We start from the raw sequence: 26,165 nt of genomic DNA on the forward strand, positions 1-26,165 counted from the left end.
CGAGTGGCTTTCATCGCTGCGCTGATCGCGGCCGCGTTCGGTCTTGATCAGCTCACGAAGAGCTGGGCCCTGACAGCGCTGGAAGACGGACGCACGATCGAGCTCGCTCTCGGAGCGCGGTTCGAGTTGATCTTCAACCCCGGCGTCGCCTTCGGGATGGGCTCCGAGCTGGGACCTGCACTGGCGGTCGGACTGATCGTCATTCTTGTGACCCTCACGGTGTGGGTGTTCGTGCGGACCATCCGCGGGGCTCCGCTGGGTGGACCGGCACTTCTCGCTCTCGCCGCCGGCGGTGGCGCAGGGAACATCTGGGACCGCATCAGCCGAGCCGCGGACACGCCGCTGGGCGGAGAGGTCGTCGACTTCATCGCGGTCGACTGGTTCGCGATCTTCAACGTCGCCGACATCTTCACCACCTGCGGCATCGCCGGCTGGGCCCTCCTGCAGGTCTTCGGCAGAGCGGACGCGCCCCAACCACAGACGAGCGAAACCTGATCGAGGCGCAGCCCTGAGCCTCACCGTTCGCCGGATCACGGCGCCGTCCCCTTGTTTCTGCCGACCACCGGCCTGACAGAAAGCACCACCCGTGAAAACCAGCACCAAGGTCAACCTGATCGCCATCGCCGCGGCTGTCTTCGTCGTCGCGGTCATCGCCGCGATCGCGATCTTCCGGCCCTTCTCCGCCTCCCGCGAAGAGGTCGCCGCCGCGACGCCCGTCCTCGAGCAGAACACCCACATGCTCGATCAGGCGGAGGACGGGAAGGTGACGCTGGTCGAGTTCCTCGACTTCGAGTGCGAGGTCTGCGCGGCCGTCTACCCGACCATCGAGCAGCTGCGTGAGGAGTACGCAGGCCGGGTCACCTTCGCGACCCGCTACTTCCCGATTCCCTCGCATCGCAACTCCGAGAATGCCGCTCTCGCCGTCGAGGCAGCAGCGCGGCAGGACCGGTTCGAGGAGATGTACGACCGGATGTTCCAGACGCAGGCGAGCTGGGGCGAGAGCCAAGACTCCAAGGCCGACGTGTTCCGCGGCTTCGCGGAGGAGATCGGCCTCGACCTGGAGCAGTACGACGCGGATGTGGCCGACCCGTCGACGCTCGAGCGGGTGCGCTTTGATTTCGAGGCGGGCAAGGACCTGGGGGTGCAGGGCACGCCGACGATCTTCGTCAACGACGAGGCGATCCAGCTCGAACGCCTCGAAGACATCCAGGCCGCTCTCGACGCCGCTCTCGCCTCGTGAGCGCCCTCAGCCGCCGCGCCCTGCTGGCCCTTCCCCCGCTCGCGATGATCGGCATCGGGACCAGCGGATGCGCGCGGGACGACCTCGCGGAGCAGTACCGCGGCGGGTCGAACAAGAACTACGTCGCCGGTGACGGCACCGTCATCGAATGGCCTGTCGGCAGCCGCGGCGAGCCGGTCGACTTCGCCGGAACGAGCGAAACGGGCGACGCGATCAGCTCCGAGGATTACCGCGGGCAGGTGCTCGTCGTGAACTTCTGGTACGCCGCCTGCGCCCCCTGCCGCGCCGAAGCACCCGACCTGCAAGCGCTGCACGAGCAGTACGACGGGAACGGAGCGGCGTTTCTCGGTGTCAACGTTCGCGACCAAGCCGACACCGCCACCTCGTTCGCGAACACCTACGGCATCACCTACCCCTCGATCATCGATACCGACGCCGCCGTGGCCCTCGCGTTCTCTGGGAAGTTCGCCGCGAACGCCGTCCCTACCACCCTCGTGCTCGACGTCGACGGCCGACCCGCCGCGCGGATCCTCGGCCGGGTCACCGCCCGCTCCATCCTCGACACCCTCATCGCGGACACCATCGCGGAGGCGGCATCGTGAACTGGGGAGAGGCTGTGTTCAGCGGCCAACTCCTGCTCGCCGCGCCCATCGCGGTCCTCGCCGGCCTCGTCTCGTTCGCGTCCCCGTGCGTGCTCCCCCTCGTCCCCGGCTACCTCGCCTACATCGGCGGAAACCCCGACCTCGCCACAGGCAGCCGGCGCCGCCTCGTCGCCGGAGTGGGCCTGTTCATCGCCGGTTTCGCCGTCGTCTTCATCGCCTACGGCGCCGCGTTCGGCGCCCTCGGGACATGGCTGCTCGAATGGCAGGACACCGTCACCCGCATCCTCGGACTGCTCGTGATCCTCATGGGCGTCGTGTTCATCGGGCAGGTCCGGTTCCTGCAACGCACCATCCGCCCCCGCTGGAAACCCGCGACCGGACTCGCCGGAGCACCCCTGCTCGGTGTCGTGTTCGGGCTCGGCTGGACACCCTGCTTCGGGCCCACCCTCGCCGCGATCTCCGCGCTGAGCCTGGACGGCGCCTCCGCCGGCCGCGGCGCGTTCCTCGGCCTGCTGTACTGCCTGGGCCTGGGACTGCCGTTCCTGCTGATCGCCCTCGGATTCTCCTGGGCCGCCACCGCGACCAGCTTCCTCAAACGCCACATCCGCACCATCAACCTCCTCGGCGGAGGGCTACTCATCCTCATCGGCACCGCCATGGTCAGCGGCCTGTGGACCCAGTTGATCTACCGCCTCCAGAACCTGATCAACGGATTCGTCCTCCCCATCTGACCCGTCACCCCCGCCCCGAGAGGACCACCGAATGAGCGCACTCACCCCCGCCGAGACCGAACAGCTGACCCGACGCGGGCTGCGCCTGGCGCAGTTCACCGTCGCCTACAACGTCATCGAGGGCATCGTCGCGATCGCGGCCGGTATCGCCGCGGGACTCGTGTCCGTGATCGGGTTCGGCATCGACTCCGGCATCGAGTCGATCGCCGCCGTGCTGGTAGGGCTGCGCCTGGCGGCGCGGCTGCGGCATGGTGAGGCGGACGAAGCGAAGGAGCGGCGCACGTTGAAGTTCGTTGCCGTGACGTTCTTCCTCCTCGCCGCCTACGTGAGCATCGAGGGCATCCGCAGCCTGATCGCGGGTGACGCTCCCGAGTCCTCCCCGGTCAGCATCGTGCTCCTGATCCTCTCGATCATCGTCATGCCGGTCCTTGCGGCGGTGAAAACGCGTGTCGGGAAGAGGCTCGGAGACCCCCTGATCCTCGCGGACGCAGCGGAGACTCGGATCTGCGTGCTGTTAAGCGTCTCCACCCTCGTCGGGCTCGTCCTCTACGCCCTCACTGGAGCCGCGTGGCTTGACCCGGTTGCAGGGTTCGTCATCGCTCTCTTCGCCATTCACGAGGGACGCGAGGCCTGGGAAGGCGAGCTCGTAGAAGACGACGATGACGATGACTAGAGCGGGCGCCGACAGGCGAGCCACGAGCGGGCTGACGATCGATGTTCCGGGGCAGACACCCTCAACCTCAGAAGTGCTCTCCTCGGGTGCGACGCGCACGGCGGGAGGATGATCGGAGAATGATGATCGAGGTTCTTCACATCGACGACTGCCCGAACTGGAAGGACGTCGGCCCTCGCCTGGACCAGGCGCTGAAGTCCACCGGCCACTCCGACATCCCCGTCACCTACCGGCTTCTGGCGACACCGGAGGACGCCGCCGGCGTCGCTTTCGCGGGTTCCCCGACGATCACCCTCGACGGGGAAGACCTGTTCCCGTCGGGCGGGCGGACCACGGATCTTGCCTGTCGGATCTACTTCACGCCGAGCGGGCTGGCGGGTCTTCCGACGACGGAGCAGCTCGTGGAAGCGATCGCTGCCCGTGAACCCTGATTCCTCCGTCACCTGTTCCTGCTGCGGACGGGCCCGCCGTCGACGTCAGGTTCACGCACTCAACGATGGCGCCGCGTACGTGTGCCGGCGGTGCGGGCTCTGGATAGCGCTGCGCCCGGGCAGCGATCACCCCCGCGCCTCCTCATTGTCTCGGCGCTGACACGCCGGAACTCAACGCCGGTCAGGTCGTTCGGGTTGCTCTCAGCCCGATCCGGGTGCGGCCGCGAGGCTTGAGGACGGACAGGGCGGTGATAACCACGAGAACGACGGCGCCGCCGGCGGTCGCGACGACCAGTTGCGTGCGGGTTCCCTCGAGCGTGGAGGGGATGAGCCCGTGGCGGGCGGCGAGGGACATCGTCTCGATGAGGCGCGTGTGCAGCAGGAGGACTGCGGTTGCGAAGACACTCAGCCACAGCTTGATCGCCACCCAGTAGTGGCGCACCAGTCCCCAGTGCGTTCCGAGGCCTTGCAGGATTCCGGTGGCGAGGGAGGCGAGGGCGAACGGGATGATGACGAACGTCCCCAGCGGGTCCAACGCCAAGTAGGCGCTTCGGACCGTGAAGGGGTCGCTGCTGGTCGCTCCGACGAGCGCGATCGCGAGGAACGCGCCCACCGCGCCGAACCAGCCCACGGACACCAGGACGTGGACGGTGAGGGCGACTCGGCGAGCTCGCGGGCCGAGCATCATCAATGATTCATCATCTGCGCCCCGCCGCCGGTGAGCAGGTGCACGACGATGAAGCCGATCGCGAGGACGACGACGACGACCATGAACACCTTCACCCAGCGGGGGCGCTCCGGGACGGGCGACGGCGTGCCAGACGGGTTGGAGTCACTCATGCGCTCAGCCTAGGCACCCGCCCAACCCATCCCGTATCGATGTGGTGCGTTGCCCCTGCCCCGACATCTTCGTTCAAGTCGGGAATCTTCCGCCCGATCACCCCGTTGTCTGATACCCCCGGGGGGTATACCGTCGGATCAGGCCGGAAGCGGCCGGAAGGAGTCATGATGGCGCAGCACCACCTGCACGATGACGAGCACGAGAGTGCTCACCGCACCGTCGAAGCACGCGACGTCGACGCGGGAAGGACAGGTCATCACGTGAGTACGGCCCCTGACGGGCACGCCGGGCACCAGATGCGCGGAGCGCCTGATCCTCACGCAGGCCACAACATGACGGCGGGCGCTGCCGGCCACGGCGGCCACGGCGGCCACGGCGATCATGTCGGCCAGTTCCGGCGGTTGTTCTGGATCATGCTGGTGTTCGCGGTGCCGGTGGTCGTGTTCAGCGGCATGTTCTCGATGATCCTGGGCTACTCCCTCCCCGACGTTGCGGGGGTCGGCTGGATCTCGCCGGTGCTCGGGACGGTGATGTACGTCTGGGGCGGCCGGCCCTTCCTGCAGGGGGCGGTGTCGGAGCTGCGCTCGAGGACGCCGGGGATGATGCTGCTGATCGCGTTGGCGATCACGGTCGCGTTCCTCGCGTCGTGGGGTGCGAGCCTGGGTGTGCTGGATCACGAGCTCGATTTCTGGTGGGAGCTCGCGCTGCTGATCGTGATCATGCTGCTCGGGCACTGGATCGAGATGCGCTCCCTCGCGCAGACGTCCTCGGCTCTGGATTCTCTGGCGGCGCTGCTGCCGGATGAGGCGGAGCGGGTGCGCGAGAGCGGCGTGGAGAAGGTGTCTCCTGCGGATCTGGTGCAGGGCGACGTCGTGATCGTGCGTCCCGGCGGCCGGGTGCCGGCGGATGGGCGAGTGATCGAGGGCACCGCTGATGTGGACGAGTCGATGATCACCGGGGAGTCCCGGGCGGTCAGTCGTGGGCCGGGGTCGATGGTCGTCGCCGGCACGGTCGCCACGGACACGGCCCTGCGGGTGGAGGTGACGGCGGTCGGGGACGACACCGCTCTCGCCGGCATCCAGCGCCTGGTCACCGAGGCGCAGAACTCCTCCTCGAGGGCGCAGCGCATCGCGGATGTCGCGGCGGGGTGGCTGTTCTGGTTCGCGTTGGGTGCCGGGGTGATCACTGCGATCGTGTGGTCGCTGCTGGGCAGTCCGGATGATGCGGTGATCCGCACGATCACGGTCCTGGTGATCGCGTGCCCGCACGCGCTGGGGCTCGCGATCCCTCTGGTGGTGTCCATCGCGACCGAGCGCGCCGCGAAGGGCGGCGTCCTCGTCAAGGACCGTCTCGCGTTGGAGAGCATGCGCACGGTGACCACGGTCCTGTTCGACAAGACCGGCACCCTGACCAAGGGCGAGCCCACTCTTGCCGCCGTGCACACCGTCGAGGGTGTGACCGAGGAGCAGCTGCTCGCGGTCGCCGCGGCGGTCGAGGCGGACAGTGAGCATCCCCTCGCTCGGGCAATCGTGGGAGCTGCGAACAGCCGCGATGTGCGGGTGCCGGCAGCGACCGGTTTCCAGGCGTCGACCGCTGTGGGTGTCACGGCGCAGGTCGGGGGCCGGTCGGTGAGCGTGGGGGGCCCGTCGATGCTGCACGCGCACGAAGCTGCCGCGCTCGAGCAGACGCGCGCGTGGGAGGCGGAGGGGATGATCATCCTTCACGTCATGTCTGGTGGGCAGGTCATCGGTGCTCTTGGGCTGGCGGATGAGGTGCGGGAGGAGTCCCGGCAGGCTGTCGACGCGCTGCACGCGATCGGCGTGCAGGTGGTCATGATCACCGGCGACGCGGAAGCGGTCGCCCGCACCGTGGGCGAGGAGCTCGGCATCGACCGGGTGTTCGCCGGCGTGAAGCCGGAGGACAAGGCCGCGAAGGTCATCGAGTTGCAGCGCGAGGGCCGACGGGTCGCGATGGTCGGCGACGGCGTCAACGACGCTCCCGCTCTTGCGCAAGCCGATGTGGGGATCGCGATCGGCGCGGGGACCGATGTCGCGATCGCGTCCGCCGGGGTGATCCTGGCCTCCGATGACCCCCGGTCGGTGCTGTCCGTGATCGAGCTGTCCCGGGCGAGCTTCCGGAAGATGAAGCAGAACCTGTGGTGGGCAGCCGGCTACAACCTCCTCTCCGTCCCCCTGGCCGCCGGTGTACTCGCCCCGATCGGATTCGTGCTGCCAATGTCGGTCGGTGCTTTGCTGATGTCCGCGTCGACCGTCGTCGTCGCCGTGAACGCGCAGCTGCTGCGCCGCCTGGACCTCACCCCTCAAGCCAGCACGCGGTCAGCGCTTAATCGACGGGGAGACGGTGCCCCGCAGCCGCAGGCATCGCGTCACGAGGTCACCACGCTGTCGTAGCCGCCCCAGCAGGAGCCGCAGCGTCCGGTCCCGAGAGCCCGGACGCTGCGGGACCGTTCACACGGCTATTGCGCGGCGGCGAAGCAGTTCCCGAACCATCGGGTAGGCGGTGAGGAATCCGAGGACGAGCCCGATCTGCATGAGGAAGAGGAACCGGATATCGGTCGGAGCCGGCATGAAGTTCCCGAAATGCATGAGAAGCATCCAGCCGCCCATGCCCAGATCGAAAGCCACCACCGTCAGTACCGCCGCCACCAGCGCCACCCCAGCACGTCGTCCCGCGGTACCGCGGGACGCAGGCGCGGCGAAGAAGTACTCGAAGACGAACAGCAGCCCGATCGCCAACAGGGCGATGACGATGATCAGCACCCACAGGTTCGTGCCGGCGATGGTCAGGCCGCTCGCCACGACGAGCGGCACCCCGATGAAGTGCCCGACCGTCGCCGCTGCACCACCGGGCGCGCTTCCCGCGACAGCGTCGCGGCTGAGACGACCATCCGACCCGACCTCAGAAGGCGAGGACGTGGCGGGGCGGTCCCTGCCCCATCTGCGGAACGCCCAGACGGCGGCCGGCCCCAGAAACAGCGCCGCGACAGGCCACACCAGGTTCATTGCGCCGTTGCTTTGATGGTGCCGCCGACCGACGATCTCGTACAGAACCACGATCGCGCTCAGTACTCCCAGCGCGACGAAGAACCAGGACACGGGTGTCAGCCAGTCCGGGAACGCGGGTTGCATGGACGTCATATCCGTCATGTCATCGTTCATGGTCGTCGTTTCCTTGTCGGCTCCAGCGAGTGAAGCAATTCGTGAGTGTGCGATGGGTGGAAGGTGAAGGGGTTTGGCGCCTGGTACGGCGGCTGAGCGGAGGGTCTCGTTAGAAGGACGGGCGTAGCACCGTCCAGGTGAGGCCGTAGTCGCGGCTGGCGACGATGCCGCGATCATCGGCGGCAAGGACCCACCTCTCCTCGCCGTCGACAATCGCGAACGCCTCCGGGGTTCCCGTGAGAGCTCCATGGCTCTCCCAGCCACCGTCGGCGCTGCCCGTCCACACCGTTCCGTCGACGTCGACGCCGACCAGCGCCCCGGCCGCGCTGCTCTCCACGAGATACAGCGCGGGAGCGTCGGGAACAGGCTGGAACGTGATCCCGGCGTCATCGCTGACCTGCAAGCCCGTCTCGGTGGTTGCGAACACCCGATCGGGGCGTTCTGGATCAGTGCTCAGATCCCGCAGCGCCAGCTGCACCGTCGACGTCCAGCTCGTTCCAGAGTCGTCGCTGCGGCGGATTGTGGCGCTACCCGCGTCATATCCGTAGACGCGGGTGGCCGTGCCCGTGAGGGCGACGGTCGCGAGGTCGTGGAAGTCCGTCTCTCCGCTGAGGGACAGCGGCTCCCAGGTCGCGGCCGCGTCGGTGCTGCGGATCAGGCCCAGATTCGGGCCCGACGCTGACGTCTCGGCGGGGTCGGGATGCCCGGAGGCGTAAAATACGCCCTCCGGGGTGATCGTGAACCCCATCGTGTCCTGCGCCCGCCCCCCGATCGGCCCCTCGTCCGCGCTGGTGGCGGCGCTGGTGGGGTAGGTGTCCGGGAGGGTGTCGGTGGGGATCACCCACACTCCCGAGTGCGCGGCCGCGTAGGTGAGTCCGGTCACCGGATCCCAGCCCAGCCCGTGCACGTGCTCGAGCCCTGCCGGCGCGGCGACGAGCGCGCCGGTCTCCGCACGGTCTGAGGTAGCGCAGCCGCTGAGCAGCGCCACCGTCACGGCGCCGACGGCGATGGCGAGACGGTATCGGCGGTGTGGACGGGGCGGGTGGTCAGCCAAGGGTGACTCCTCGGGCGCTCATGAAGGGTTCGGGGTCGACGCGGGCGCCGCTGATGCGGGTCTCGTAGTGGAGGTGGCAGCCGGAGGACGCTCCGGTGGAACCCACGAGGGCGATGCTCTGCCCGGCGGTGACGCTCTGCCCGACGGAGACGAGGTTGGTGCTGTTGTGGGCGTAGCCGGTCTGGATGCCGTTTCCGTGATCCAGGAGCACCCAGTTGCCGTAGGAGCCCAGCGGCCCGGAGTAGGCGACGGTCCCGGCGGATGCGGCGGAGATGGGCACTCCGCAGCCGGCCGCGAGGTCGGTGCCGTAGTGGAAGGACCCGACTCCGGCGACCGGACGGTTCGGGCGCGGCCCGAACGCGGAACTGATCCACCCCGACACCGGCCTCACCCACCCGGACCCTGACGGCACCGGCGCCGCACTGCCGGCGGCCGGGGCGGCCGGGCGGGAGACGGGGGCGTTCCCACCGGACACGGGTGCGGGCGCGGTGCGGACGGCGGTGGCGGCGGCTTGCGCGGCGCGGGCGGCGGCGGCTTGCGCGGCCTGCGCGGCGGCGGCCGCTTCGGCTGCACGCCGTGCGTCCTCGCCGCGCTGATAGTCGGCTTCGGTCGCTGCGCGGTCCTCGGTGAGGACGCTGAGCTGCGCCTGCAACGTGGCCGCGTTCACGGCCTGCTCGTCGCGGCGCTGCTGCACCGCGTCGCTGGCCGCGATCGCGTCGGCCAACGCGTTCTGCGACGCGCTCGCCAGCTCGCCCAGCTCCGCCGTGGCGATGTCCGCCTGCTCGGTGAGCGCCTGAGCAGTGTTCGCGTCCGCGGTCGCGGTCGCGTAGATCGTGTCCGTCTTCTCGGCCAGTTTGCTCATCGTCGCGAGCTGGTTCAGGAGGCTACTGCTGTCCTTCCCGGTCAGCAGCGACAGGGTGAGGTTCGAGCCGGCGGTGCGGGACAGGGATGCTGCGAGACGGCCCGCCTGCACCTGTGACGTGTCGGCGCGGGCGGAGGCGGCGTCCGCTTGCTCCTGCAACGTCGCCGCGCGGTGATTCGCCCGGTCGTAGGCGCCCTGAGCTCGCTCATACGCTTCGCCGCGCTGCTGCTGCTCGCGCTGCGCCGTGGCGACGTCCGCCTCCAAGCTTTGCAGCAGACCGGTCAGCTCGGTGATCTGCGTTTGCGTGCTCGCCTCGCTCGCGCGAGCGCTCTGCACCTGCTCCCAACTCGGGTACTCCGCCGCCTGCGAGGCCGGCGCGCTGAGGAACAGGGATGCGGTGACGGCGAACCCAAGCACCGCCGCGGCGCCCGCCCGGCGTGCGGGCCTGGTGCGCGGCTCAGCCAAGACCGACACCCAGATCGCTCATAAACCCTTCCGGGTCCACGGGGCTCCCGTCGACGCGGGTCTCGAAGTGCAGGTGGCAGCCGGACGAGGCCCCGGTGGAGCCCACAAGCGCGATGAGGTCGCCGGCGGCGACCGTGTCGCCCACGTTCACGAGCAGGTCGCTGTTGTGCGCGTAGCCCGTCTCGATGCCGCCGCTGCTCTCCAGCAAGATCCAGTTGCCGTAGCTGCCGGCGTAGCCGGCTTCCTCGACGGTGCCGCCGATGGCGGCGACCACGGGGGTTCCGCAGGGGGCGGCGAGGTCGGTGCCCTTGTGGAACGCGCTCACTCCCGCGACCGGAGCATCCGGGCGCGGACCGAACGTGCTCGAGATGCGGCCCGCGACCGGCACCCGCCAGGCAGCAGCCGGGATACCGCTGTCCTCGATGGACGCAGCGGAGTCCTCCGATGCGTCGTCCACGAGTTCCGTGGCGACAGCGGCGGTCACCAGCACCTCGGGTTTGGCTTCCGCGCCGAACGCGTCCCGGGTGACGGTGAGCTGAACGGCGCCGGCCGCGACGAACGTCTGCGGCTGCACCTCGCTCGCGGCGGCCAGGGCCGCGGTCGTGGTCGGGGTGCCCTCGACGGCGAACGCGGGCATGGAGGAGGTCACCGCGATCATCGTGACGAGAGTCATCGCGGACACCCCGGCCAGACGCGGCCGCATCGTGGCCGTGCCCGGCGGGAGCGGTCGCGGGCGGGCCGCGGCGCGCGCGGCCTGCTGCATCGCGTGCGCTTCCGCGCGGGAGGGCGCCGTGTACGTCGCCCGGCGCCCGAGCGTCAGCGCAGCCTGCCGCGGGGACGTCTCGCGGGTGCGGGTCCGGGTGCGGTGCAGGTCACGGCGGCGCGGGTCACTCATCGACGCGGCGTTCACCGGGCAGCTCCCGACCGAAGCGGACGGGGGTGAAGAGGGGTGTGGTGCATGGGGAACGTTTCTGGTTCGAGCGCCCTCGATGGGCGCGAAGAAGAAGAGGGGTGGGGATCGCCAGGTACGGCGACCCCCACCGGGGCGCGGCGGTATCGCGCGCGCCCGGGCGCGACGCAGCAGCGCTGCGCCTGCCCAGGAGGAGGGGGAAGGGGCGTCAGAGAAGGCGGGTCAGCGGGACGCGAGGAGGTCCTGCATGGTCGCAATCTCCTCCGTCTGCGTCTGCACGATCATCTCCGCCATCTCGATCGCGTCCGCGTTCTGGCCCTTATCGACCTCGGTCTGCGCCATCTCCACAGCATCTTCGTGGTGCATCATCATCTGCTCGAGGAACAGCTTCTCCGCCTCGGCGCCGGTCGCGCTCTCCAGCGCGGACATGTCCTCGTCGGACATCATCCCGTCCATGCTGTGATCCATGCCCGACATCGAATCCTCAGCCCCCCACGCGGTGATCCACTCCTCGAGCTGAGAGATCTCCGGACCCTGCGCTTCCTTGATCTGCGTCGCCAGGTCGGTCACTTCAGTGCTGATGCCGTCCTTCGCGAGGATCATGTCGGACATCTCCACCGCCTGCTCGTGGTGAGGCTTCATCATCTGCGCGAACATCACGTCCTGGTCGTTGAAGTCCGCCTCCGACGCGTCGGCGGACGAGGACGGGGCGGCAGACGCGGAGGAGCTGCTGTCGCCCATCCCCTCCATGCCGCTCATCTCGGAGGAGCTGTCCGAGCAGGCGGAGAGAGTGATCGCGGTGGCCAGAGCGAGAGTCGAGGCGAGAAGAGTGCGCTTGGTGTTCATGAGTGTCGTATCCATTCAGTCGGTTGCAGAAATCGCCGGAACCACGCCCTACGGGCGCGGTAAAGATGTCGCAGCGGATGCTGCGACACCAGGGCGAATCAGGTGCGACTGATCGACAACACCGTCAACGACGGCAAATACACGTGGAACCTCGCGCGCGGCACCAGCCGCAGAAGACGCGGACCCGCGTCCAACACGCGCGCGAACACCGCCGGCACCCGCGCCAGGAGGATCAGGGACGCGAGGAAGAACACGATGACGCACGTCGCCGCCATCAGCGCGCACCCCATCGCGCAACTGTCATCACAGGGCACCATCGGCACGACCGCGCCCTGATCGGCGCCAGCCGCGAGAGCCATCCCGCCCGTCGACGCAGCCACCGGGTCGGCGTGATCACCGGTCTGCGCGTGCGTGTGCCCCGCGGAGAGTGCAGCGTCGGAGTGGCTGCCCGTCATGGAGTGCATCGCGAACACGCCCAGCAGCAGAGCCGCCAGCGTCAGTACGACGACCACCGCGCGGATCAGCGGTGTGGACAGCCGAGAAACGATGCCATCGCTCATGAACCACACCTCCGAAACCGCACGTCACTCCTCGCCGGGCGACAGAAGAAGACGTCCGGGCATACCCCCCTAGAGTATGCAGAAAGCAGCCGGAGCGGCTGAAAACCCTCTCCGTACCCGTCCGACCCGCGCAGCAGCGGACGAGCTGCACCAGCACCGGGGGGACGAGGACACCGTGACCGAGCAGACCACCGAGCACGACGACACCGCTGGAACCCACGGCTACATCTCCGACAAGGATCAGTACCTTCGCCGGCTGCGCCGCATCGAAGGACAAGCCCGCGGCTTGCAGAACATGGTCGAAGACGAGCAGTACTGCATCAAGATCCTCACCCAGATCTCCGCGATGACCAGCGCCCTCGAATCCGTCGCACTCGGCCTCCTGAACGACCACCTCAACCACTGCGTCCTCGAAGCCGCCGCCGCCGGCGGCGACGATGCGAAGGCCAAGCTGCAAGAAGCCTCCGACGCCATCGCGCGACTCGTCCGCTCCTAAACGCATCGCGTTCGCGCAGCTCAGGATCAAACACCTAGAGCCTCCCCGACGACACGAAGCAATGTCAGAACACCGCCACGGAACGCTGCAGTCCACAACCCGACGAAGGCGAGCTGCTCAGAGGCGCCGCTGCCTGTGTGCTCCGTCCGTCCGTGACGGCGACGTGTTCCGGCGGAACGACGCCCTCGGCGACCTGCGGAAAGACGCCCTCGGCGACCTCCGGGTCGGGCCGCGGCCGTCGCTCGCCGAGACCGAGACGGCGCTCGGCATCGAAAGCGATCTCGGCGACCCTCCCTCCGCCCGGCCGCCCGGCCGCCCGGCCGCTCGAGCAGCGGGGGAGCGCCCCCGGTCTCGTGGTGAACGTTCACGTGCAGGATCCGCGACGCACTTGTACCGTCCCCTCCCGCCCGCCTACCGTGGTGCGTGAACGTTCACGCCGACGACGCCGCGAAAGGGTCACCCATGACCGACTCCACCCCGACCACTCCCGCACCCGGCTGGGCGGTGCTCGGCCCCGGCAGCATCGCGCGCCGGTTCCTCTCCCAGCTCCCGGCGAGCGACCGCGGCGCCCGGCTCGTCGCGGCGGGCAGCTCCGACCCGGGGCGCGCCGCGGCCTTCGCCGCCGAGGCAGTCGAGCACGGCTTCGCGGACGCGACTGCCGGCGACTACGCCGCGGTCCTCGCCGATCCGCGGGTCACCGCGGTCTACATCTCCACCGTGCACACGGGTCACGCCGCGCTCGTGCTGCAGGCGCTCGAGGCCGGCAAGGCCGTGCTCTGCGAGAAGCCGCTCGCCGTCAACCACGGCACGGCGATGGCCCTGGTCGACGCCGCCCGCAACGCGGGTCTGCCGCTGGTCGAGGCGTACATGTACCGCTTCCACCCGCAGACCGCCGCGCTGCTCGAGCTCGTCCGCGACGGCGCGATCGGCGAGGTCGTGCACATCGACGCCTCCTTCTCCTTCCGCACCCCGTCCCGCGAGGGCCGCCTGTACGACGTCGCGACGGCCGGAGGAGGCGTCCTCGACGTCGGCGGATACACCGTCACCGCCGCGGCGGCCGTGGTGCAGGCCGCGACCGGTGCCGCCGTCGCCGAGCCCGTCGAGTTCGACGCGAAGGGCAGCCTCGGCCCGACCGGTGTCGACGAGTGGAGCGTCGCCCGCGCGACCTACCGCGGCGGCATCACCGCGACCCTCCGCACCGGCGTGGCGCTCGACGACGTGAACGCCCTGACGATCCACGGCACGCGCGGCCGTCTGCACGTGGCCGACCCGTGGTTCGGTGCGTCCGACACGGGCATCGAGATCAGCGTTGTCGGGGAGGAGCCGCGCATCCTCACGTTCGAGGGGGAGAGCCCCTACGCGCTCGAGGCGGATGCGACGACCGACCTACTGGCGGCCGGTTCGGTCGAGGCGCCGCAGATGACGCTCGAGGAGACGCTCGCGACGGCCCGCACGCTCGACCGCTGGCGCGCCGCGATCGGCCTGCGCTTCCCGTTCGAGGCTGAGACCGCGGACATCCCGACGGTGTCCGGGCGGCCGCTGCGCGCGGCGTCGGACAGCCCGATGCTCTTCGGGGAGATCCCCGGCGTCGGCAAGCGGATGTCGCGGCTCGTGATGGGCGTCGACAACCAGCCGGATCTGGCGCACGCCTCGGCGATCTTCGACGCGTTCGTCGAGCAGGGCGGCACCGCCTTCGACACCGGCTACATCTACGGCGACGGCGAGATGGAGGGCCGCCTCGGCCGGTGGATCCGCAACCGCGGCATCCGCGAGGACGTCGTCGTGATCACCAAGGGCGCGCACACCCCCTACTGCGATCCGGAGTCGCTCTCCCGGCAGCTGCTCGAGAGCCTCGAGCGGCAGGGCACCGACTACGCGGATATCTACCTGATGCACCGCGACAACCTCGAGGTGCCGGTGGGTGAGTTCGTCGACGTGATGGACGAGCACCAGCGCGCCGGGCGGATCCGCGCCTACGGCGTCTCGAACTGGACGCCGGCGCGCTTCGACGAGGCGCAGGAGTACGCCCGCACTCACGGGCGGGCCGGGTTCCAGGCGCTGAGCGACCACTTCGGCCTGGCCGAGGCGTACGACGTGCCGTGGGAGGGCTGCGTCCACGTCACCGACCGGGCGTCGAAGGAGTGGCTGGTCGAGCGGCAGATCCCACTGCTGCCGTGGTCCTCGCAGGCCCGCGGCTTCTTCACCGGCCGCGCCCGCCCCGACGACACCAGCGACGCCGAGCTGGTGCGCTGCTACTACGGGCCGGACAACTTCGAGCGCCTGCGCCGGGCCGAGCAGCTGGCGGCCGAGCACGGCGTCGGAGCGACGGCGATCGCGCTGGCCTACGTGCTCGCGCAGCCGTTCCCCACCTTCCCGCTCTTCGGGCCGCGCACGATCACCGAGCTGCGCTCGTCGATGCGCGGCCTGTCGATCGAGCTGACTCCGGAGCAGACGGCATGGCTCGACCTCCGCGCCTGAACGGTGCCGAGGCCGGCGGCCGCGCGACGATCCACGACGTCGCGGCCGCCGCCGGGGTCTCCCGCCAGACCGTCACCCGCGCGATGAACGGCATGCCGGGCATCAGCGAGGAGACGAAGCGGCGGGTCCTCGACGCCGCGGAGCAGCTGTCCTACCGCCCGTCGCGGTTCGGCCGCGGCCTGGTCACCGGCGGCGAGCACCAGCTCGGGCTCGTCGTCGACGACCTGCGGAACCCGTGGTCGCCGGAGCTCGCCTCAGCCGTCGTCCGGGTCGCGGCGGCGCGGGGCTGGAACGTGTCGCTCGCGGACGTGGGCCTCGCCGCCGACTCCGACCGGATGATCCAGGCGCTGGGCGCGCAGACCGATGCGGTGATCGGCACCTTCGGCGATCGTGCCGCGGAGTGGATCGAGCGGCTCGGCTCCGTGCCCGTCGTCGAGCTCGACCCGACCGGCGACCCGCTGCGCGCCGCGGTGCTGCTCGACCACTCCGACGCCGTCGAGGCGCTGGCCGAGCACCTGGCGGGAGCGGGCGTGCGGAATCCGGTGGTCGTCGACGTCTCGCGGGATGCCCGGCCGAGCCGGCGGGCCGAGCTGCTGATCCGGGCCTTCGCCGCGCGCGGACTCGAGGCCTCCGTCGTCCGCGCCGAGGGCCCCACCGCCCAGGCGGCCGCGGACGCGACCGAGCGGATCATCGCCCGGCCGCGGGTCGCCGACGCGATCGTCGCGTTCAACGACCTCTGCGCGCTCGGCGTGCTCTCCGCCTGCCGTCGGGCGGGTGTCGACGTGCCCGGCGACGTCCGGGTGGTCGGGATCGACGGCCTCTCGATCGGGCGGCTGCTCGCACCGACTCTGACCACCCTCGCCGTCGATCTCGACGAGCTCGCGCGGCACGCCCTCGACCTCGCGGTCGCCATGATCGCCGGCGAGCTCCCCCGGGGCGGTCCGGACGTCCACCGCACGGTCCGCCACCAGCTGGTGCTCCGCGAATCCGCCTGATCTCGCGCCGAGGGCGCAGAGCGACTCGTTCCTCGAGCGCCGTAGTGAGGACGTCGTCCAGCGGATGTGGAGGTGTCGGTAGGAAGTCGTCCGTCGTCGGGTTCACGCCGAAGCCCGCCTCTTCGATCCGCTCCGAGCGGGAATCGTTCCTCGAGCGGTAGACGTGACGGACCGCGCGACCGGATCCGGGCTCGAATCCGAAGTGGTAGATCGTTGCCGTGATCCTCGGTCGGCTTCGTCACGCCAGCGGGGTGGTCTGGCTCGTCCGGTCCCTCGACTTCCTCTCCCCGGACATGGCGGTGACGAGGGTCCGGCCGCGCATCCACGAGCACACGTTCCCGGACCACCTCACGCTCGCGAACATCCACGGGGATTCAGGATCGTCGCGAAGACCGTGCACGAGATCTGATGGGACATCCGCGGAACCGGGATGCTCGGGTGAACCTCACCGGACGAACGTCTCGCGGACGGCTAGTGGTCGCCGGCTGGAGGTCCCACGATCGTGTCGTCCCGGTGGTTGCCGTAGAAGACCGACTGGCCGTGCATGAGGTCGCGCATCGACACGTCGTTGCCCACCCCGTAGACGGTCCGACCGAAGCCGAGTTCCCGTTGGACGGCCCAGATCTCGTCGTGTCGGTCCGGCGAGAACAACTGAGCGGGGTCGCCGACAGCGATCCAGCCGATCGGAACCACCACCCCCTCACCGACCACGGTGTTGACCTGGACGACAGCGTTGATCCGCACCTCGGCTCCGGCACCGATCCGGCTTCCGGGGAAGAGAGCAGCCCCCGTAGCGATGAAGGCCTCATCGCCCACGATGCTGCCGTTGATGTGCGCGTGGGGGCCGACCATCACAGCTGAACCGACTGCCGAGTGGTACCCGGCACGGCCGCGGATCAGAGCATGCTCCATGACCACCGTGTCTTCACCGATGGATATCGCGCCATCCTCTGCCGAGAGAACGGCACCGTGAAGCACACGTGCACCGGCAGCAACTCTGACGTCACCCACGAGAACGGCTGTCGCAGCAACGAAGGCGTCCGGGTGGACGTCGGGCTCGAGACTCCGGTGCCGCATCAGCATGCTCTGTCTGCGATCGGCTCGTCCCGCGTGTACGTCATGACCTCACCGTAGCGAGCCGTTGGTCGCCCTACGGGCTCACACCCTTACTGCCGAGCGAGAGTCTGACGACCTTGTTCCGGAGATGTCCCGAGGGCCACGCGATGCAGAGGTGCACTGAGTAGTGAGCGCTACATTCGGGATATGACGGACCCCGACCCGCGACACGCCCGTAGGCAATTCGCGGGCGGCAAGAGACTCGTGCGCCGCCGCCTTCCGCCGGTCGTCACAGAGGGAGTCTCATGGCTCGTCCTGGCACTGGTGGCCTCCGCCGGCGTCGTCGTGATGGGGATGCAGGCTCTCGGGGCGGTCGGATGCGCGGGGATCTGTCGATACGACCTCATGCGGATCTCGTTCTGGGTTCTTCTCGCAGGTCTACTGGCGGTGGTCGTGCTTGCCGCCGTGGCGAGGACGATCCTCCGGAAGCGTCATCGCCCCGCTTTCTGTGCTCCGCTCGGCGGAACCGCGCTCGTCATCGTCGTCATCGGGGTCTCGTTCGCGATACTGCAAGCCGGGTACTCCCCGATGCACGAGCGCAACGAAGGTGCCGCGGACATACGATCCGATCGGGGATTTTCAACGACCCCCTGACCGACGCGGTGTGGTCGGCTTCGGTGCGCTGCGCGTATCTCTGCCACAGGTGCTCGACGCCCGTCGGTTGTCGGCTCGAACCGCAAGCGGCCCGCGCCGCGCGCTGACCCGGCTGCGGAGAGCGCCCGGCGGAAGACGCCTCGCCCAGTGCAACCCAGGTTGACAGGGCCGCGACTAGCAACCTAAGCATGGAGTCCTCAGAGATCGCGGCAGTGGCGGCCGACACCAGCGACCCGAGAGCGGGGCTGCGAGCCGTGGCGACGTTGCGTGTGCTGGCGGACACCTTGGAGCTTCAGCAGGTCGAGGCCGCGCTGCGGGCGGGTATGACGTGGCAGGACATCGCCGACGCGCTCGGGGTCACCCGGCAGGCCGTCCACAAGAAGCACTCCAGACGAGTCGACCCCACGATCCCGATCCACAGGAGGAACGCATGAGCAAGCTCGCTCGCGTCGCTCAGACCACTCAGGCCCTCTCCCTCGCCGCTATGGAGGAAGCCTCCCGAGCCGGGCTCCGCATAGCCGACCTCGAGCATCTGTTCCTGGCCCTGGTCATCAACGATCAACCCGCCGGAGAAGCCCTGCGCGGCATGGGGGTCGACCTGGACGACGCCCGCCGCGCGGTGGAGGAGCAGCATGCGGCACAGCTGGCGTCCCTCGGTATCCGAGCGTCGTTCCCCGACACCGGACGGATCGTGTTCCATGAGACGGCCGGGTAGGAGTGGAGCAAGCGCGCGATGGACCTCATCACTCGCTCGAGCGGAAGGAAGAAGGAGGGTGACGCCGCCGCCGTGCTCCGAGACCTCGTGTCCGAGCCGAGCGGACTGATCGCCGACATCCTCGGGCGCTTGGGGACGTCACCCGGGGCCGTGCTCGAGCAGCTCGACCGGTTCGACGCGCCTCTCGAACGGACCGCTACGAGGATGAAGGGGCGGGTATCGGCGTCGACGGAGACGTTCGTTCCAGCACCGATCGAGGAGGTGTGGGAGTTCCTCGCCGACCCGGCACGCGTCCCCGACTGGGAGATGATCGTCGGATCGATCGATCGTGCGGACCAGGACGTCGCGCCCGGCGCGGTCTGGCACGGCCGCGCACGCGGACGTCTTCCTGACGGGAAGCCGATGAAGATGAAGCCCCGGTTCCGCCGCCGCAGGATGGAACTCGTGATCGCGCACCGACCGGACCGGATCGCGTGGAGCTTCGCGTATCCCGATGTTCCGCACAGCAGTTCGGTTCTGACCGACTTCACCGTGGTGAGCACGACTGGCGGCACCCGAGTCCGGATCGTCAGATCGTGGTCTGTACAAACGGGCTGGCGGAGGCTCGTCGTGTTCCCGATGCGTCCCCTTCAGAGATTCTTCGCGTGGATCACCGTGTTCCAGACGGGCAGCGCGATCAGCCGGACATTCCGCTGACGCGTCAAGCGAGACGCCATGGGCGGACGCGGAGGCGTGTTCGCGCCTGACTCCGATGAGAGCCTGACGTCGAGCTTCGCGGTTCTGTGTGCGGGTGTGCGGTTCCGGGACTACCAGGACGGGTGCGGGCGAGCCCTCACCGAGGGGCTGATCGACCTCGGCCTGATCCGCTGCTCCGTCGACGAGGCCATGGCCCCGTCCGCGTCGTACCACCGCCGGTGGAGCATCTCCCGCGCCGGGCACATGCTCGGGATGGACGTGCACGACTGCAACCACGCTCCGCACGAGACTTACCTCGGCGGAGTGCTCGCAGCCGGGCACACGCTCACCGTCGAGCTGGGATTTCCGCTACCTTGACTCCCGTCCGCCGGCTCGCGACCGAGACGAAGGGCGGTACTGGCTCGCGAACAGCGCTCCGAGAGACACCCCAGAAGATCGAACCCAGCTAGCGAAGCCCGCGGGCCTCAGAAATCATGTCTGCGTGAAAACTCAAGCCAAGCTTGCGGAGCTCCTGAACGTAGAGCGGCCACGGCGGAACATTGCTCATATAAGGCTCGTCGTCTCGACCGTCCCAGAGGCCACCGCTGCGCAGCGTTGACAGCCCACCACCCCTCAGCGTCGATAAACCGCCACCGCGCAACGTGGAGAGGCCCCCTCCTCGAAGCGTCGACAGGCCGCCTCCCCGCAGAGTAGATAGTCCCCCTCCTCGCAACGTGGACAAGCCGCCGCCTCGAAGCGTCGACGCGCCCCCGCCATGGAGCGTGGAAGCACCGTCACCGCGAGACTCTGACATGCCACCGCCGGTGCCCGTGTAGAGCCCACCGCCCGAGCCGGAGTATAGATTACGAGGCCAACTCATGAGCTGAGCATAGGACAGCGGCCAACAACAGGAGAGAGGTCGATCGAACGTGAAGGAGTTACCCAGATCTGAAACATCGCTACCGCGATCGCCTGTCCACCGGATACCTTCGATTTCATGACAACACTCCGCCAGTACTCGCATCTCAACTTCGTCGTGCTACAACTTGCGGCCAACCATGACGCCGCAGTAACACCGGGCGAAGTCCTCACCGCAGCTGCGGAACGGCGGCTCTTCGACCTCATTTACGCGACGGCCGATCGCGCGGGCGTGGATTCGTCTCACATTGGCCAATTAGTCGAGGGGGAGGATATCACCGACGCCCTCGCTTCCTGGGCCAATGTGGCCGATCTCACAAGGCACTACTCGGACCAACTGACCCCGAGCAGTTCACACGGATGGCTTGTTCTGGCATTCGGAATCAACGAAACCTTTGCTCGACATGGTGACACTGACGCCACCTGGGGATAGAAACCACCAAGCGCAATTCATCACTTCATTCTCGAACAACAGTGACTATGTCCGGTAGTCGAGACAATCACGGATTCCAGTATTGCCAAAGAAACAAAAATGTTTGAGCCGCCAGTAGGGCGCCATGAAGGGATTCCGGTGTTCGACAACGCATGGCGGGAGCAGCTGCTCGAGCAGCTGAGCCCGTTGAGCTCAATCTCCGCCCAGGGAGATCGCGGGCTAGCTATGCTCTCTAGGGGAATTCAACTAGCGCACACTTCGGAGATTTCAGAAGAACCCATAAGTACAACTGGAAACTTGATCAGCTACTGCGTTCGAGATGCGATGGATTCCATCTTCCCAAAACTCGACGATCCGAGGATAAAAGACGCAGCCCAGCAATTGGTGAAGCGTTGGCGTCAAAGCATTGATGTGGTCGACTCCGACCTCAGAACGGCTCTTCAGAAAGAACTAAATTCCCTAGAGAAAGCAGTCGCCGCCGCGAACAAGGGCTTCTTGAGTAGGGTGGCAGGCTTTATCGGGGTTCTGAACCCGGGTTTGCCAGCAGACCTGAGTATCCCGGCGATGAATGAAATGCGCGAATTGAACAAGGCCGCTAATGCCGGCGTGCATGGGAGTACTACTTACGACGACGCGCTTGCACTCCTCAATCGAGTGCTTGAGCGGCTTGTCGAACTTGTTGCACCGCTAGCAGTAACTTCGAGGCAATATCGGGAGTTGGTCAGATCAAAAGATTTCGAATCAATATCCGTCCTACTATCTTCGAACCCCGATCCGCGCATCCGTGTCTACCTCTTCGACAACGTCCGCGATCCTCTTCTCGCTCGAACAATCCATATTGAGGAGCTCCTGCCCGGGCGTTCGGCCTGGCTGGCATACAGCTATGTCCGCCACCTGGCCATCAATAACTCCGACGAATTCAAGGCTTTAATTGATCGCATTGATGCAGACCGGAAGCTGACTGCGGAAGTAGCTGCCGAGCTACTTGATTGTGCTTCGATTGCTGGCGCAGCGGTAGCCTTCGAGGTCGATCGCTTGAGCCGAAAAGCCGGTCGAGAAATGCATACCGCGTATGTCGCACGGTGGTTGCAAACCCAGATGAATGGTTCACCGAAATGGATCTGGTGGAGAGTTCTGACTCGACTCGTTACCAACCTCGATGTTTTAGCGAGGCAATATCATTCCGTTCACGGGATGAATTTGGTACTGGAATCCGCGCTCTCGCAACTTCCAACCGCTGCTCCTCCCGATCGGTCAAAATTCTCGTCGGCAATTATAAATGCTCTTACCCAGCTTGACAGGCAAACTCCCCACGCCATAGAACAACATTTCCGTTACAAGTTTACGAGAGCGCAAACTCTCGCTCACGTACTAATCGAAACCTCATTGGATGTCGTTGCAACAGAACAGGCGTTGGGCGAAACTGTCGACCTCACGATGCTTGGCAAGCGCAGCCATGAAGCGCTCGTCGCAGCTGCTTTGGCCAAGGCCATCGAGACATCGGATCCGGGGCGACGTGCCCTACTCGCTCGCCGGGGATTCGATCTCGTCATAGATCGCATGAGCAATTCCGAGTGGCCAGAAGTGCCAGATTATAACCTGCTAGCCGCAACTCTTCCCTTGCTTGGCGATAAAGCCGTATCATCAATTCGAGCCATACTTGGAGAGGCCCCCTCGCCAGATGTAGTGTCTGCTGATCTAGATCCGGCCGTTAGCTATCGCGCGGATTGGTTCAGAGAGGCCCAGTGGACCGCGTACCTACCCGAAGATGCAAGGCCCGAGATGTGGAGACGCGTCCTACAGCAGGCGGCCACTCAAGACGTCAATTTCGGACCCCAGCCCGCCTACGATCCTTCTGTTGCGCCGCGCGCACATAGCTCTCCGCTGCAGGATATTGACTTCGATGACATGACAGTCGTCGATCTGACGGAAGTACTCAACAGCTCATCTGCCCTTGGTGATCCCGGTGATCCAAACCTTCTGTCGCGTCGGTATCAGCAGATAGAAGCGCACGTGAAATTTCATCGAGAGGAGTGGCTGACACATTTTCGGGCGGTCGCCCGAATACAAGATCTGGGGTCGCGGCTCCAAGTGCTCCGTGCCCTCAAAAGTGACCCCGGCGAAGCGCCGATGCCATCCTGGGGCGAACTGAAGTCGCTCTGGATGAACCTCGTCGCCGAGGTAAACGATTTCGCATTGAACGGAAGCGAGTCGGCGAGGCCGGTAGCGAGCCAACTCGCCGAGACGGTGCTCGAACACCTCCGCCATCGCGTCGCCGAACAACCTCCTCAAGCTGAAGACATTGACTGGTGGACCGAAGAAGTACTGCCTGCAAGCATCCTAATGGTCACTTGGTTTGGCTCTCAAGAACACGATTACGGCATGCCGGCCCTATTCTCCGTTCGTGGCGAAGTAGTGCACCTTCTTGTAGCACTGAGTTCGCCTATTGACGGTAATATCACGCGAGATGTGGCCCTGAGTCACGCTCTCGACCGACTTGCGAGCATCGCGCTCAGTGACCTGCTTTTCACCCGCAGCATCGGCCACTGGGCTCGATGGCTCTTACACCGGGATGCGCAGTGGTGGGAACGGTACTCCGGCCAGTTCGTCGGCCCGAACAGCTCCCAAGAATCTCGGTCGATGTTACTCACCGCAAACTGGGACTCTGGCAACTTTGCATTCGCTCTCCTCGCGAGCGACCTGGCGCATCTAAACTCTTACGCGAGCGAGTCAACCGACGGTGCAGCCTTTCCTGCACTAACCGCTGTCCTCTTCAACATCTTACCGATCACGGCAATCGAGGAGAGTACTTGGTCGGCAATCTTCCGTGATGAGAGCTCTTGCGAAAGTGCACTACGGTTCTTGTTTCCCGAGCACACTATCGATGATGACCCGGCCGGGTCGCGGCGGATCGAGATGTTGCGGTGGGTGGCGGTACACGCTGGCGGTGGTACGAACCTCTGGCGAGCAAGTGACGTACTCGCGGGCTCTCCTGACCTAAGTGACGTCGATCTTTTTTCGTTCACGGCGGGGCTTGCAAAGATCCACAGGGGTGCACCACTTTCGATGGGGGTCATGTCGGAGCGCCTTGTTCGTTCGCTGAATCTCCCTGATGCCGTTACGACTCTCGAAGCTATATGCGCGGGGAATCTTGGCGCCGATCGCCCGATGGTGCAGTACGACATTCAAGCGGTGAACTTATGGTTCCAGGAATCCGGCGACACTCTTCGTCCCGATTTACGTACTCGGGTACATCACGCACTTTTCGAGATCGGCTTCTTCAGCGAAGAGAATGGGCGGCCCTTCTAAGTGCGCTGGCGAACCAACCGAGGTCGGCGGGCCGCAGCATCGGCCCTTGCTTCTTCGTTGCCGAAGTGGATAGCGTCGATCGGGAGGGCTGCGAGTTGGCTGCGGGTAGTGGGTAGACGTGCATAGCTGGCTTCTCCACAGCGTCCAGTACGCCGTCAACTTCGCTGAACAGCACATCTGGATCCACCACGTCGCCGACCTCGCCGTCCGACATTCCAGCCTCGCTGAGCTGGCGTTGCAGCTTGCCGTGTCCGTTGACGCCGTCCGGGCACACGGTGTTCACCTACAGCCTCAAACGCGCCACCGACGCACCGAGCGCCCCATCGTCATAGACTCCGACAAACTCTGCTCCGCCGTACACCTGCGCGACATCAGACACACCGTCGCCCAGGCATGGATCATCCTGGTTCCGAGCTCACCGGTGGGGCGTTGCGGATGTGTTCCGTGCAACATCCAAACTAACAATGAGGCGCTTGGAAGCGAGCGCCCAGGATTCCGCGTGAGAAGGTCTTGTCATGGCGCAGAAGGACACTCGAGAAACCGATTCCCAAGCTCGGCTCGGCCTGAAAATCTTGCAGCGCCAGTTTCGGCGATACGAGCAGGTGGCCGCTCGAACGGATGAACTTGATGTTGCGAATGGCTCCTCATTGTCCGGCGACCGGAATGCGGCGAGCTACAACCCCGTCCCGGACCTGATCCGCAACAATCTTGGTGTCGCCCTGGATCATCTTCATGCCTTACTAGTCAGCGTGGAGGAAAGCGGCGGAAAGATCCTCGCCATGTCCTCGTTCACGCTGATTCGAACGGCGTACGAAGCGACTGCGACGGGGCTATGGATTCTCCACCCCGCATCAAGGGACGAACGACTGCTACGATCGATGCAACTCACGTATGAAAACCGTCGGCTAGTGCGGTCCATGAAAACAGGCACAACTAAACCAGGCGAAGCCGTCGCCGATCCGGGGTTTGACCGAACGCTCAATCGCCTTCGCGAGCAGATCGCGACGCGTCCCGGCCTCGCGGCGCGGGATCCCAAAACCCTAACGTCGCTGGCTCCCGTGACCGCACGCCTTGAGTACGCGGCAGAATCGGTTCCTGACCTCCCCCTTCCGCCGCTCACCCTATGGCAAATGGCAAGCGGTATTGCTCACGGTAATCAAAGCATGATGATCGCCTTGCTAGAGCGAGAAAAGGTGGGTGATTCGGACCAAACGTCGAGCGATTACAATGTGACCTCCAGTGTTGTCTCAATTGCACTCTTCTACACCGCCGCACTCGACATGATCGATGTATTAATCGAACTTTACGACTCCCGAAACATCCCGATCTAAGAAGAACAAGATCAGGGCCTACAGGCGGTTGCGAGAATTCCGGCGGAGTCGTTACGAGCGAATTGGCCATGGCTGCGGCTGATTGAGCTGGGCCAACGGCTGACGAGCTTGTCGAACTTCGCCGTGCCCGTTGAGCTGTCGCCGATCTTGAAGCTCCCGACGTAGGTTTCATTTTAGCCGTTGCCGACACGCTCAGCGGGCCGCCTTCAAGTAGGCGGGACGCCCGTCACGAACACCAGACGCGGCCGGAATTGAACAGCCCGACGCGTGGTTGGTGATAGCGCAGTAGGTCTTCCCGGCTTTACTGATAACCGTTATTCTGTCAGGTTGCGTATGTGTGCTCCTCGCCGGGATGGTCTTCTTGCGGCCGGGAAGATCTCCCCAGAAGCGTTGATCGCGGCCACTGACCTTGTCCATGCCGCCGCACCCGAACCCGCTAACGAGCGTCCCGAGCCCCATGCCGGCGAGAGTTCGGTGCACATTCGGGTCCAGGCGACGAGCGTCAACCCGATCGACGTCATTTTGCGCGCCGACTGCCTGCAGCCCTACCTGCCTCTCGACCTTCCCGCCATTCCGGGTAGGGATGCGGTGGGTGTCGTCGATGAGGTCGGCCGGGGCGTCAGAGGCGTGATGGTCGTCGAAGTGGTGTTCGGTCTGGGCGGGGTCAGCGACACGACCGCCGCGTTCACTGTGCTGACTGCGCAGTACTCC

28 protein-coding genes and 1 pseudogene are annotated in these 26,165 nt (G+C 66.6%); 19 read left to right on the top strand and 10 right to left on the bottom strand.

Features of this window, described 5'->3' with window-relative positions; genetic code table 11:
- Positions 1–3 precede the first annotated feature (3 nt).
- The 6 genes from C5C55_RS08570 (at position 4) to C5C55_RS08595 (ending at position 3,677) form a co-directional block, all read left to right on the top strand.
- Positions 4–495 carry a signal peptidase II gene (locus C5C55_RS08570; RefSeq protein WP_162238049.1) on the top strand — a complete coding sequence of 164 codons (492 nt, stop codon included), beginning with the start codon at positions 4–6 and terminating at the stop codon, positions 493–495.
- 91 nt (positions 496–586) lie between these two features.
- A complete protein-coding gene (locus C5C55_RS08575) occupies positions 587–1,240 on the top strand; it encodes a thioredoxin domain-containing protein (protein ID WP_082481720.1) in 654 nt (217 codons plus the stop codon).
- Complete coding sequence (locus C5C55_RS08580) at positions 1,237–1,842, top strand: TlpA disulfide reductase family protein (RefSeq protein WP_104233615.1); 606 nt, start codon at positions 1,237–1,239, stop codon at positions 1,840–1,842. Before C5C55_RS08575 ends, C5C55_RS08580 begins: the two co-directional genes overlap by 4 nt.
- Positions 1,839–2,573 (top strand): cytochrome c biogenesis CcdA family protein, encoded by a 735-nt coding sequence (locus C5C55_RS08585; RefSeq protein ID WP_181067816.1) that lies wholly within the window; start codon positions 1,839–1,841, stop codon positions 2,571–2,573. Before C5C55_RS08580 ends, C5C55_RS08585 begins: the two co-directional genes overlap by 4 nt.
- A 31-nt stretch (positions 2,574–2,604) precedes the next feature.
- Positions 2,605–3,246: a cation diffusion facilitator family transporter gene (locus C5C55_RS08590; RefSeq protein ID WP_055794460.1), complete on the top strand. Its 642-nt coding sequence runs from the start codon at positions 2,605–2,607 to the stop codon at positions 3,244–3,246.
- Positions 3,247–3,365: 119 nt separating this feature from the next.
- Positions 3,366–3,677, top strand: a complete 312-nt coding sequence (locus C5C55_RS08595) for a hypothetical protein (RefSeq protein ID WP_055794463.1) — start codon at positions 3,366–3,368, stop codon at positions 3,675–3,677.
- A 181-nt stretch (positions 3,678–3,858) separates the two neighbouring features.
- Here C5C55_RS08595 and C5C55_RS08600 read toward each other — a convergent pair whose 3' ends face one another.
- Positions 3,859–4,365 (bottom strand): DUF2269 domain-containing protein, encoded by a 507-nt coding sequence (locus C5C55_RS08600; protein ID WP_219812995.1) that lies wholly within the window; start codon positions 4,363–4,365, stop codon positions 3,859–3,861.
- Positions 4,365–4,517 (bottom strand): hypothetical protein, encoded by a 153-nt coding sequence (locus C5C55_RS16560; protein ID WP_157603228.1) that lies wholly within the window; start codon positions 4,515–4,517, stop codon positions 4,365–4,367. The genes C5C55_RS08600 and C5C55_RS16560 overlap by 1 nt, the downstream gene beginning before the upstream one ends.
- Before the next feature lie 165 nt (positions 4,518–4,682).
- Between C5C55_RS16560 and C5C55_RS08605 the strand changes: the two genes are divergently transcribed.
- Complete coding sequence (locus C5C55_RS08605; protein WP_104233616.1) at positions 4,683–6,929, top strand: heavy metal translocating P-type ATPase; 2,247 nt, start codon at positions 4,683–4,685, stop codon at positions 6,927–6,929.
- 57 nt (positions 6,930–6,986) lie between these two features.
- Here the strand turns inward: C5C55_RS08605 and C5C55_RS16565 are convergent, their stop codons facing one another.
- From C5C55_RS16565 to C5C55_RS08630, 6 genes are all read right to left on the bottom strand, one after another.
- Positions 6,987–7,697: a DUF4396 domain-containing protein gene (locus C5C55_RS16565; RefSeq protein WP_181067817.1), complete on the bottom strand. Its 711-nt coding sequence runs from the start codon at positions 7,695–7,697 to the stop codon at positions 6,987–6,989.
- Positions 7,698–7,806: 109 nt separating this feature from the next.
- Positions 7,807–8,751 (bottom strand): F510_1955 family glycosylhydrolase, encoded by a 945-nt coding sequence (locus C5C55_RS16570; RefSeq protein WP_181067818.1) that lies wholly within the window; start codon positions 8,749–8,751, stop codon positions 7,807–7,809.
- Positions 8,744–10,087, bottom strand: coding sequence for a M23 family metallopeptidase (locus tag C5C55_RS08615; protein WP_104233618.1), 1,344 nt, complete (start codon positions 10,085–10,087; stop codon positions 8,744–8,746). Before C5C55_RS08615 ends, C5C55_RS16570 begins: the two co-directional genes overlap by 8 nt.
- The gene (locus C5C55_RS08620; protein ID WP_146080914.1) at positions 10,071–10,973 is read right to left on the bottom strand and encodes a M23 family metallopeptidase; all 903 of its coding nucleotides are present in this window, start codon (positions 10,971–10,973) and stop codon (positions 10,071–10,073) included. Before C5C55_RS08620 ends, C5C55_RS08615 begins: the two co-directional genes overlap by 17 nt.
- A gap of 237 nt (positions 10,974–11,210) precedes the next feature.
- Positions 11,211–11,747 (bottom strand): DUF305 domain-containing protein, encoded by a 537-nt coding sequence (locus tag C5C55_RS08625; RefSeq protein WP_258072523.1) that lies wholly within the window; start codon positions 11,745–11,747, stop codon positions 11,211–11,213.
- A gap of 185 nt (positions 11,748–11,932) precedes the next feature.
- The gene (locus tag C5C55_RS08630) at positions 11,933–12,394 is read right to left on the bottom strand and encodes a hypothetical protein (RefSeq protein WP_146080915.1); all 462 of its coding nucleotides are present in this window, start codon (positions 12,392–12,394) and stop codon (positions 11,933–11,935) included.
- Between the two features lie 175 nt (positions 12,395–12,569).
- Between C5C55_RS08630 and C5C55_RS08635 the strand changes: the two genes are divergently transcribed.
- The 3 genes from C5C55_RS08635 (at position 12,570) to C5C55_RS08645 (ending at position 16,363) form a co-directional block, all read left to right on the top strand.
- The gene (locus tag C5C55_RS08635) at positions 12,570–12,890 is read left to right on the top strand and encodes a metal-sensitive transcriptional regulator (protein WP_104233622.1); all 321 of its coding nucleotides are present in this window, start codon (positions 12,570–12,572) and stop codon (positions 12,888–12,890) included.
- 462 nt (positions 12,891–13,352) lie between these two features.
- Complete coding sequence (locus C5C55_RS08640; protein ID WP_104233623.1) at positions 13,353–15,368, top strand: aldo/keto reductase; 2,016 nt, start codon at positions 13,353–13,355, stop codon at positions 15,366–15,368.
- A complete protein-coding gene (locus C5C55_RS08645) occupies positions 15,347–16,363 on the top strand; it encodes a LacI family DNA-binding transcriptional regulator (RefSeq protein ID WP_104233624.1) in 1,017 nt (338 codons plus the stop codon). The genes C5C55_RS08640 and C5C55_RS08645 overlap by 22 nt, the downstream gene beginning before the upstream one ends.
- A 471-nt stretch (positions 16,364–16,834) precedes the next feature.
- Here the strand turns inward: C5C55_RS08645 and C5C55_RS08650 are convergent, their stop codons facing one another.
- Complete coding sequence (locus C5C55_RS08650) at positions 16,835–17,446, bottom strand: gamma carbonic anhydrase family protein (protein WP_104233625.1); 612 nt, start codon at positions 17,444–17,446, stop codon at positions 16,835–16,837.
- A 180-nt stretch (positions 17,447–17,626) separates the two neighbouring features.
- Between C5C55_RS08650 and C5C55_RS08655 the strand changes: the two genes are divergently transcribed.
- From C5C55_RS08655 to C5C55_RS16310, 7 genes are all read left to right on the top strand, one after another.
- Complete coding sequence (locus C5C55_RS08655; protein WP_146080916.1) at positions 17,627–18,073, top strand: hypothetical protein; 447 nt, start codon at positions 17,627–17,629, stop codon at positions 18,071–18,073.
- A gap of 188 nt (positions 18,074–18,261) precedes the next feature.
- On the top strand, positions 18,262–18,507 hold the full coding sequence (locus C5C55_RS08660; protein ID WP_104233627.1) for a hypothetical protein: 246 nt from the start codon (positions 18,262–18,264) through the stop codon (positions 18,505–18,507).
- Positions 18,504–18,788, top strand: coding sequence for a Clp protease N-terminal domain-containing protein (locus C5C55_RS08665; RefSeq protein WP_104233628.1), 285 nt, complete (start codon positions 18,504–18,506; stop codon positions 18,786–18,788). Before C5C55_RS08660 ends, C5C55_RS08665 begins: the two co-directional genes overlap by 4 nt.
- Before the next feature lie 18 nt (positions 18,789–18,806).
- Positions 18,807–19,484: an SRPBCC domain-containing protein gene (locus tag C5C55_RS08670; protein ID WP_104233629.1), complete on the top strand. Its 678-nt coding sequence runs from the start codon at positions 18,807–18,809 to the stop codon at positions 19,482–19,484.
- Positions 19,485–19,502: 18 nt separating this feature from the next.
- Entirely contained in the window at positions 19,503–19,841 is a 339-nt protein-coding gene (locus tag C5C55_RS08675; protein WP_374954236.1) for a M24 family metallopeptidase, read from the top strand.
- Positions 19,842–20,460: 619 nt separating this feature from the next.
- A complete protein-coding gene (locus tag C5C55_RS16305; protein WP_146080918.1) occupies positions 20,461–20,814 on the top strand; it encodes a hypothetical protein in 354 nt (117 codons plus the stop codon).
- 324 nt (positions 20,815–21,138) lie between these two features.
- Positions 21,139–24,123, top strand: a complete 2,985-nt coding sequence (locus C5C55_RS16310) for a hypothetical protein (protein ID WP_219812996.1) — start codon at positions 21,139–21,141, stop codon at positions 24,121–24,123.
- On the opposite strand, the gene C5C55_RS16315 is transcribed toward C5C55_RS16310, so the two are convergent.
- A complete protein-coding gene (locus tag C5C55_RS16315; RefSeq protein ID WP_146080920.1) occupies positions 24,095–24,406 on the bottom strand; it encodes a hypothetical protein in 312 nt (103 codons plus the stop codon). The genes C5C55_RS16310 and C5C55_RS16315 overlap by 29 nt on opposite strands.
- A 232-nt stretch (positions 24,407–24,638) precedes the next feature.
- On the opposite strand from C5C55_RS16315, the gene C5C55_RS16320 reads away from it, so the two are divergent.
- Together C5C55_RS16320 and C5C55_RS08690 are read left to right on the top strand one after the other, a co-directional pair.
- A complete protein-coding gene (locus C5C55_RS16320) occupies positions 24,639–25,454 on the top strand; it encodes a hypothetical protein (RefSeq protein ID WP_146080921.1) in 816 nt (271 codons plus the stop codon).
- Between the two features lie 393 nt (positions 25,455–25,847).
- Positions 25,848–26,156: pseudogene (locus C5C55_RS08690) on the top strand (alcohol dehydrogenase catalytic domain-containing protein); the annotation flags it as partial.
- Positions 26,157–26,165: the final 9 nt, after the last annotated feature.

Source organism: Rathayibacter sp. AY1C2, assembly GCF_002931195.1.
GTDB lineage: Bacteria > Actinomycetota > Actinomycetes > Actinomycetales > Microbacteriaceae > Rathayibacter.

Excerpts from the sequence above, each read along its gene's own strand:
- C5C55_RS08590 (WP_055794460.1), top strand. The coding sequence starts at position 2,605 with ATGAGCGCACTCACCCCCGCCGAGACCGAACAGCTGACCCGACGCGGG.
- C5C55_RS08595 (WP_055794463.1), top strand. The coding sequence starts at position 3,366 with ATGATGATCGAGGTTCTTCACATCGACGACTGCCCGAACTGGAAGGAC.
- C5C55_RS08600 (WP_219812995.1), bottom strand. The coding sequence starts at position 4,365 with ATGATGCTCGGCCCGCGAGCTCGCCGAGTCGCCCTCACCGTCCACGTC.
- C5C55_RS16560 (WP_157603228.1), bottom strand. The coding sequence starts at position 4,517 with ATGAGTGACTCCAACCCGTCTGGCACGCCGTCGCCCGTCCCGGAGCGC.
- C5C55_RS08605 (WP_104233616.1), top strand. The coding sequence starts at position 4,683 with ATGATGGCGCAGCACCACCTGCACGATGACGAGCACGAGAGTGCTCAC.
- C5C55_RS16565 (WP_181067817.1), bottom strand. The coding sequence starts at position 7,697 with ATGAACGATGACATGACGGATATGACGTCCATGCAACCCGCGTTCCCG.
- C5C55_RS08620 (WP_146080914.1), bottom strand. The coding sequence starts at position 10,973 with ATGAGTGACCCGCGCCGCCGTGACCTGCACCGCACCCGGACCCGCACC.
- C5C55_RS08625 (WP_258072523.1), bottom strand. The coding sequence starts at position 11,747 with ATGAGCGGCATGGAGGGGATGGGCGACAGCAGCTCCTCCGCGTCTGCC.
- C5C55_RS08630 (WP_146080915.1), bottom strand. The coding sequence starts at position 12,394 with ATGAGCGATGGCATCGTTTCTCGGCTGTCCACACCGCTGATCCGCGCG.
- C5C55_RS08640 (WP_104233623.1), top strand. The coding sequence starts at position 13,353 with ATGACCGACTCCACCCCGACCACTCCCGCACCCGGCTGGGCGGTGCTC.
- C5C55_RS08645 (WP_104233624.1), top strand. The coding sequence starts at position 15,347 with ATGGCTCGACCTCCGCGCCTGAACGGTGCCGAGGCCGGCGGCCGCGCG.
- C5C55_RS08650 (WP_104233625.1), bottom strand. The coding sequence starts at position 17,446 with ATGCTGATGCGGCACCGGAGTCTCGAGCCCGACGTCCACCCGGACGCC.
- C5C55_RS08655 (WP_146080916.1), top strand. The coding sequence starts at position 17,627 with ATGACGGACCCCGACCCGCGACACGCCCGTAGGCAATTCGCGGGCGGC.
- C5C55_RS08660 (WP_104233627.1), top strand. The coding sequence starts at position 18,262 with ATGGAGTCCTCAGAGATCGCGGCAGTGGCGGCCGACACCAGCGACCCG.
- C5C55_RS08665 (WP_104233628.1), top strand. The coding sequence starts at position 18,504 with ATGAGCAAGCTCGCTCGCGTCGCTCAGACCACTCAGGCCCTCTCCCTC.
- C5C55_RS08670 (WP_104233629.1), top strand. The coding sequence starts at position 18,807 with ATGGACCTCATCACTCGCTCGAGCGGAAGGAAGAAGGAGGGTGACGCC.
- C5C55_RS08675 (WP_374954236.1), top strand. The coding sequence starts at position 19,503 with ATGGGCGGACGCGGAGGCGTGTTCGCGCCTGACTCCGATGAGAGCCTG.
- C5C55_RS16305 (WP_146080918.1), top strand. The coding sequence starts at position 20,461 with ATGACAACACTCCGCCAGTACTCGCATCTCAACTTCGTCGTGCTACAA.
- C5C55_RS16310 (WP_219812996.1), top strand. The coding sequence starts at position 21,139 with ATGGATTCCATCTTCCCAAAACTCGACGATCCGAGGATAAAAGACGCA.
- C5C55_RS16320 (WP_146080921.1), top strand. The coding sequence starts at position 24,639 with ATGGCGCAGAAGGACACTCGAGAAACCGATTCCCAAGCTCGGCTCGGC.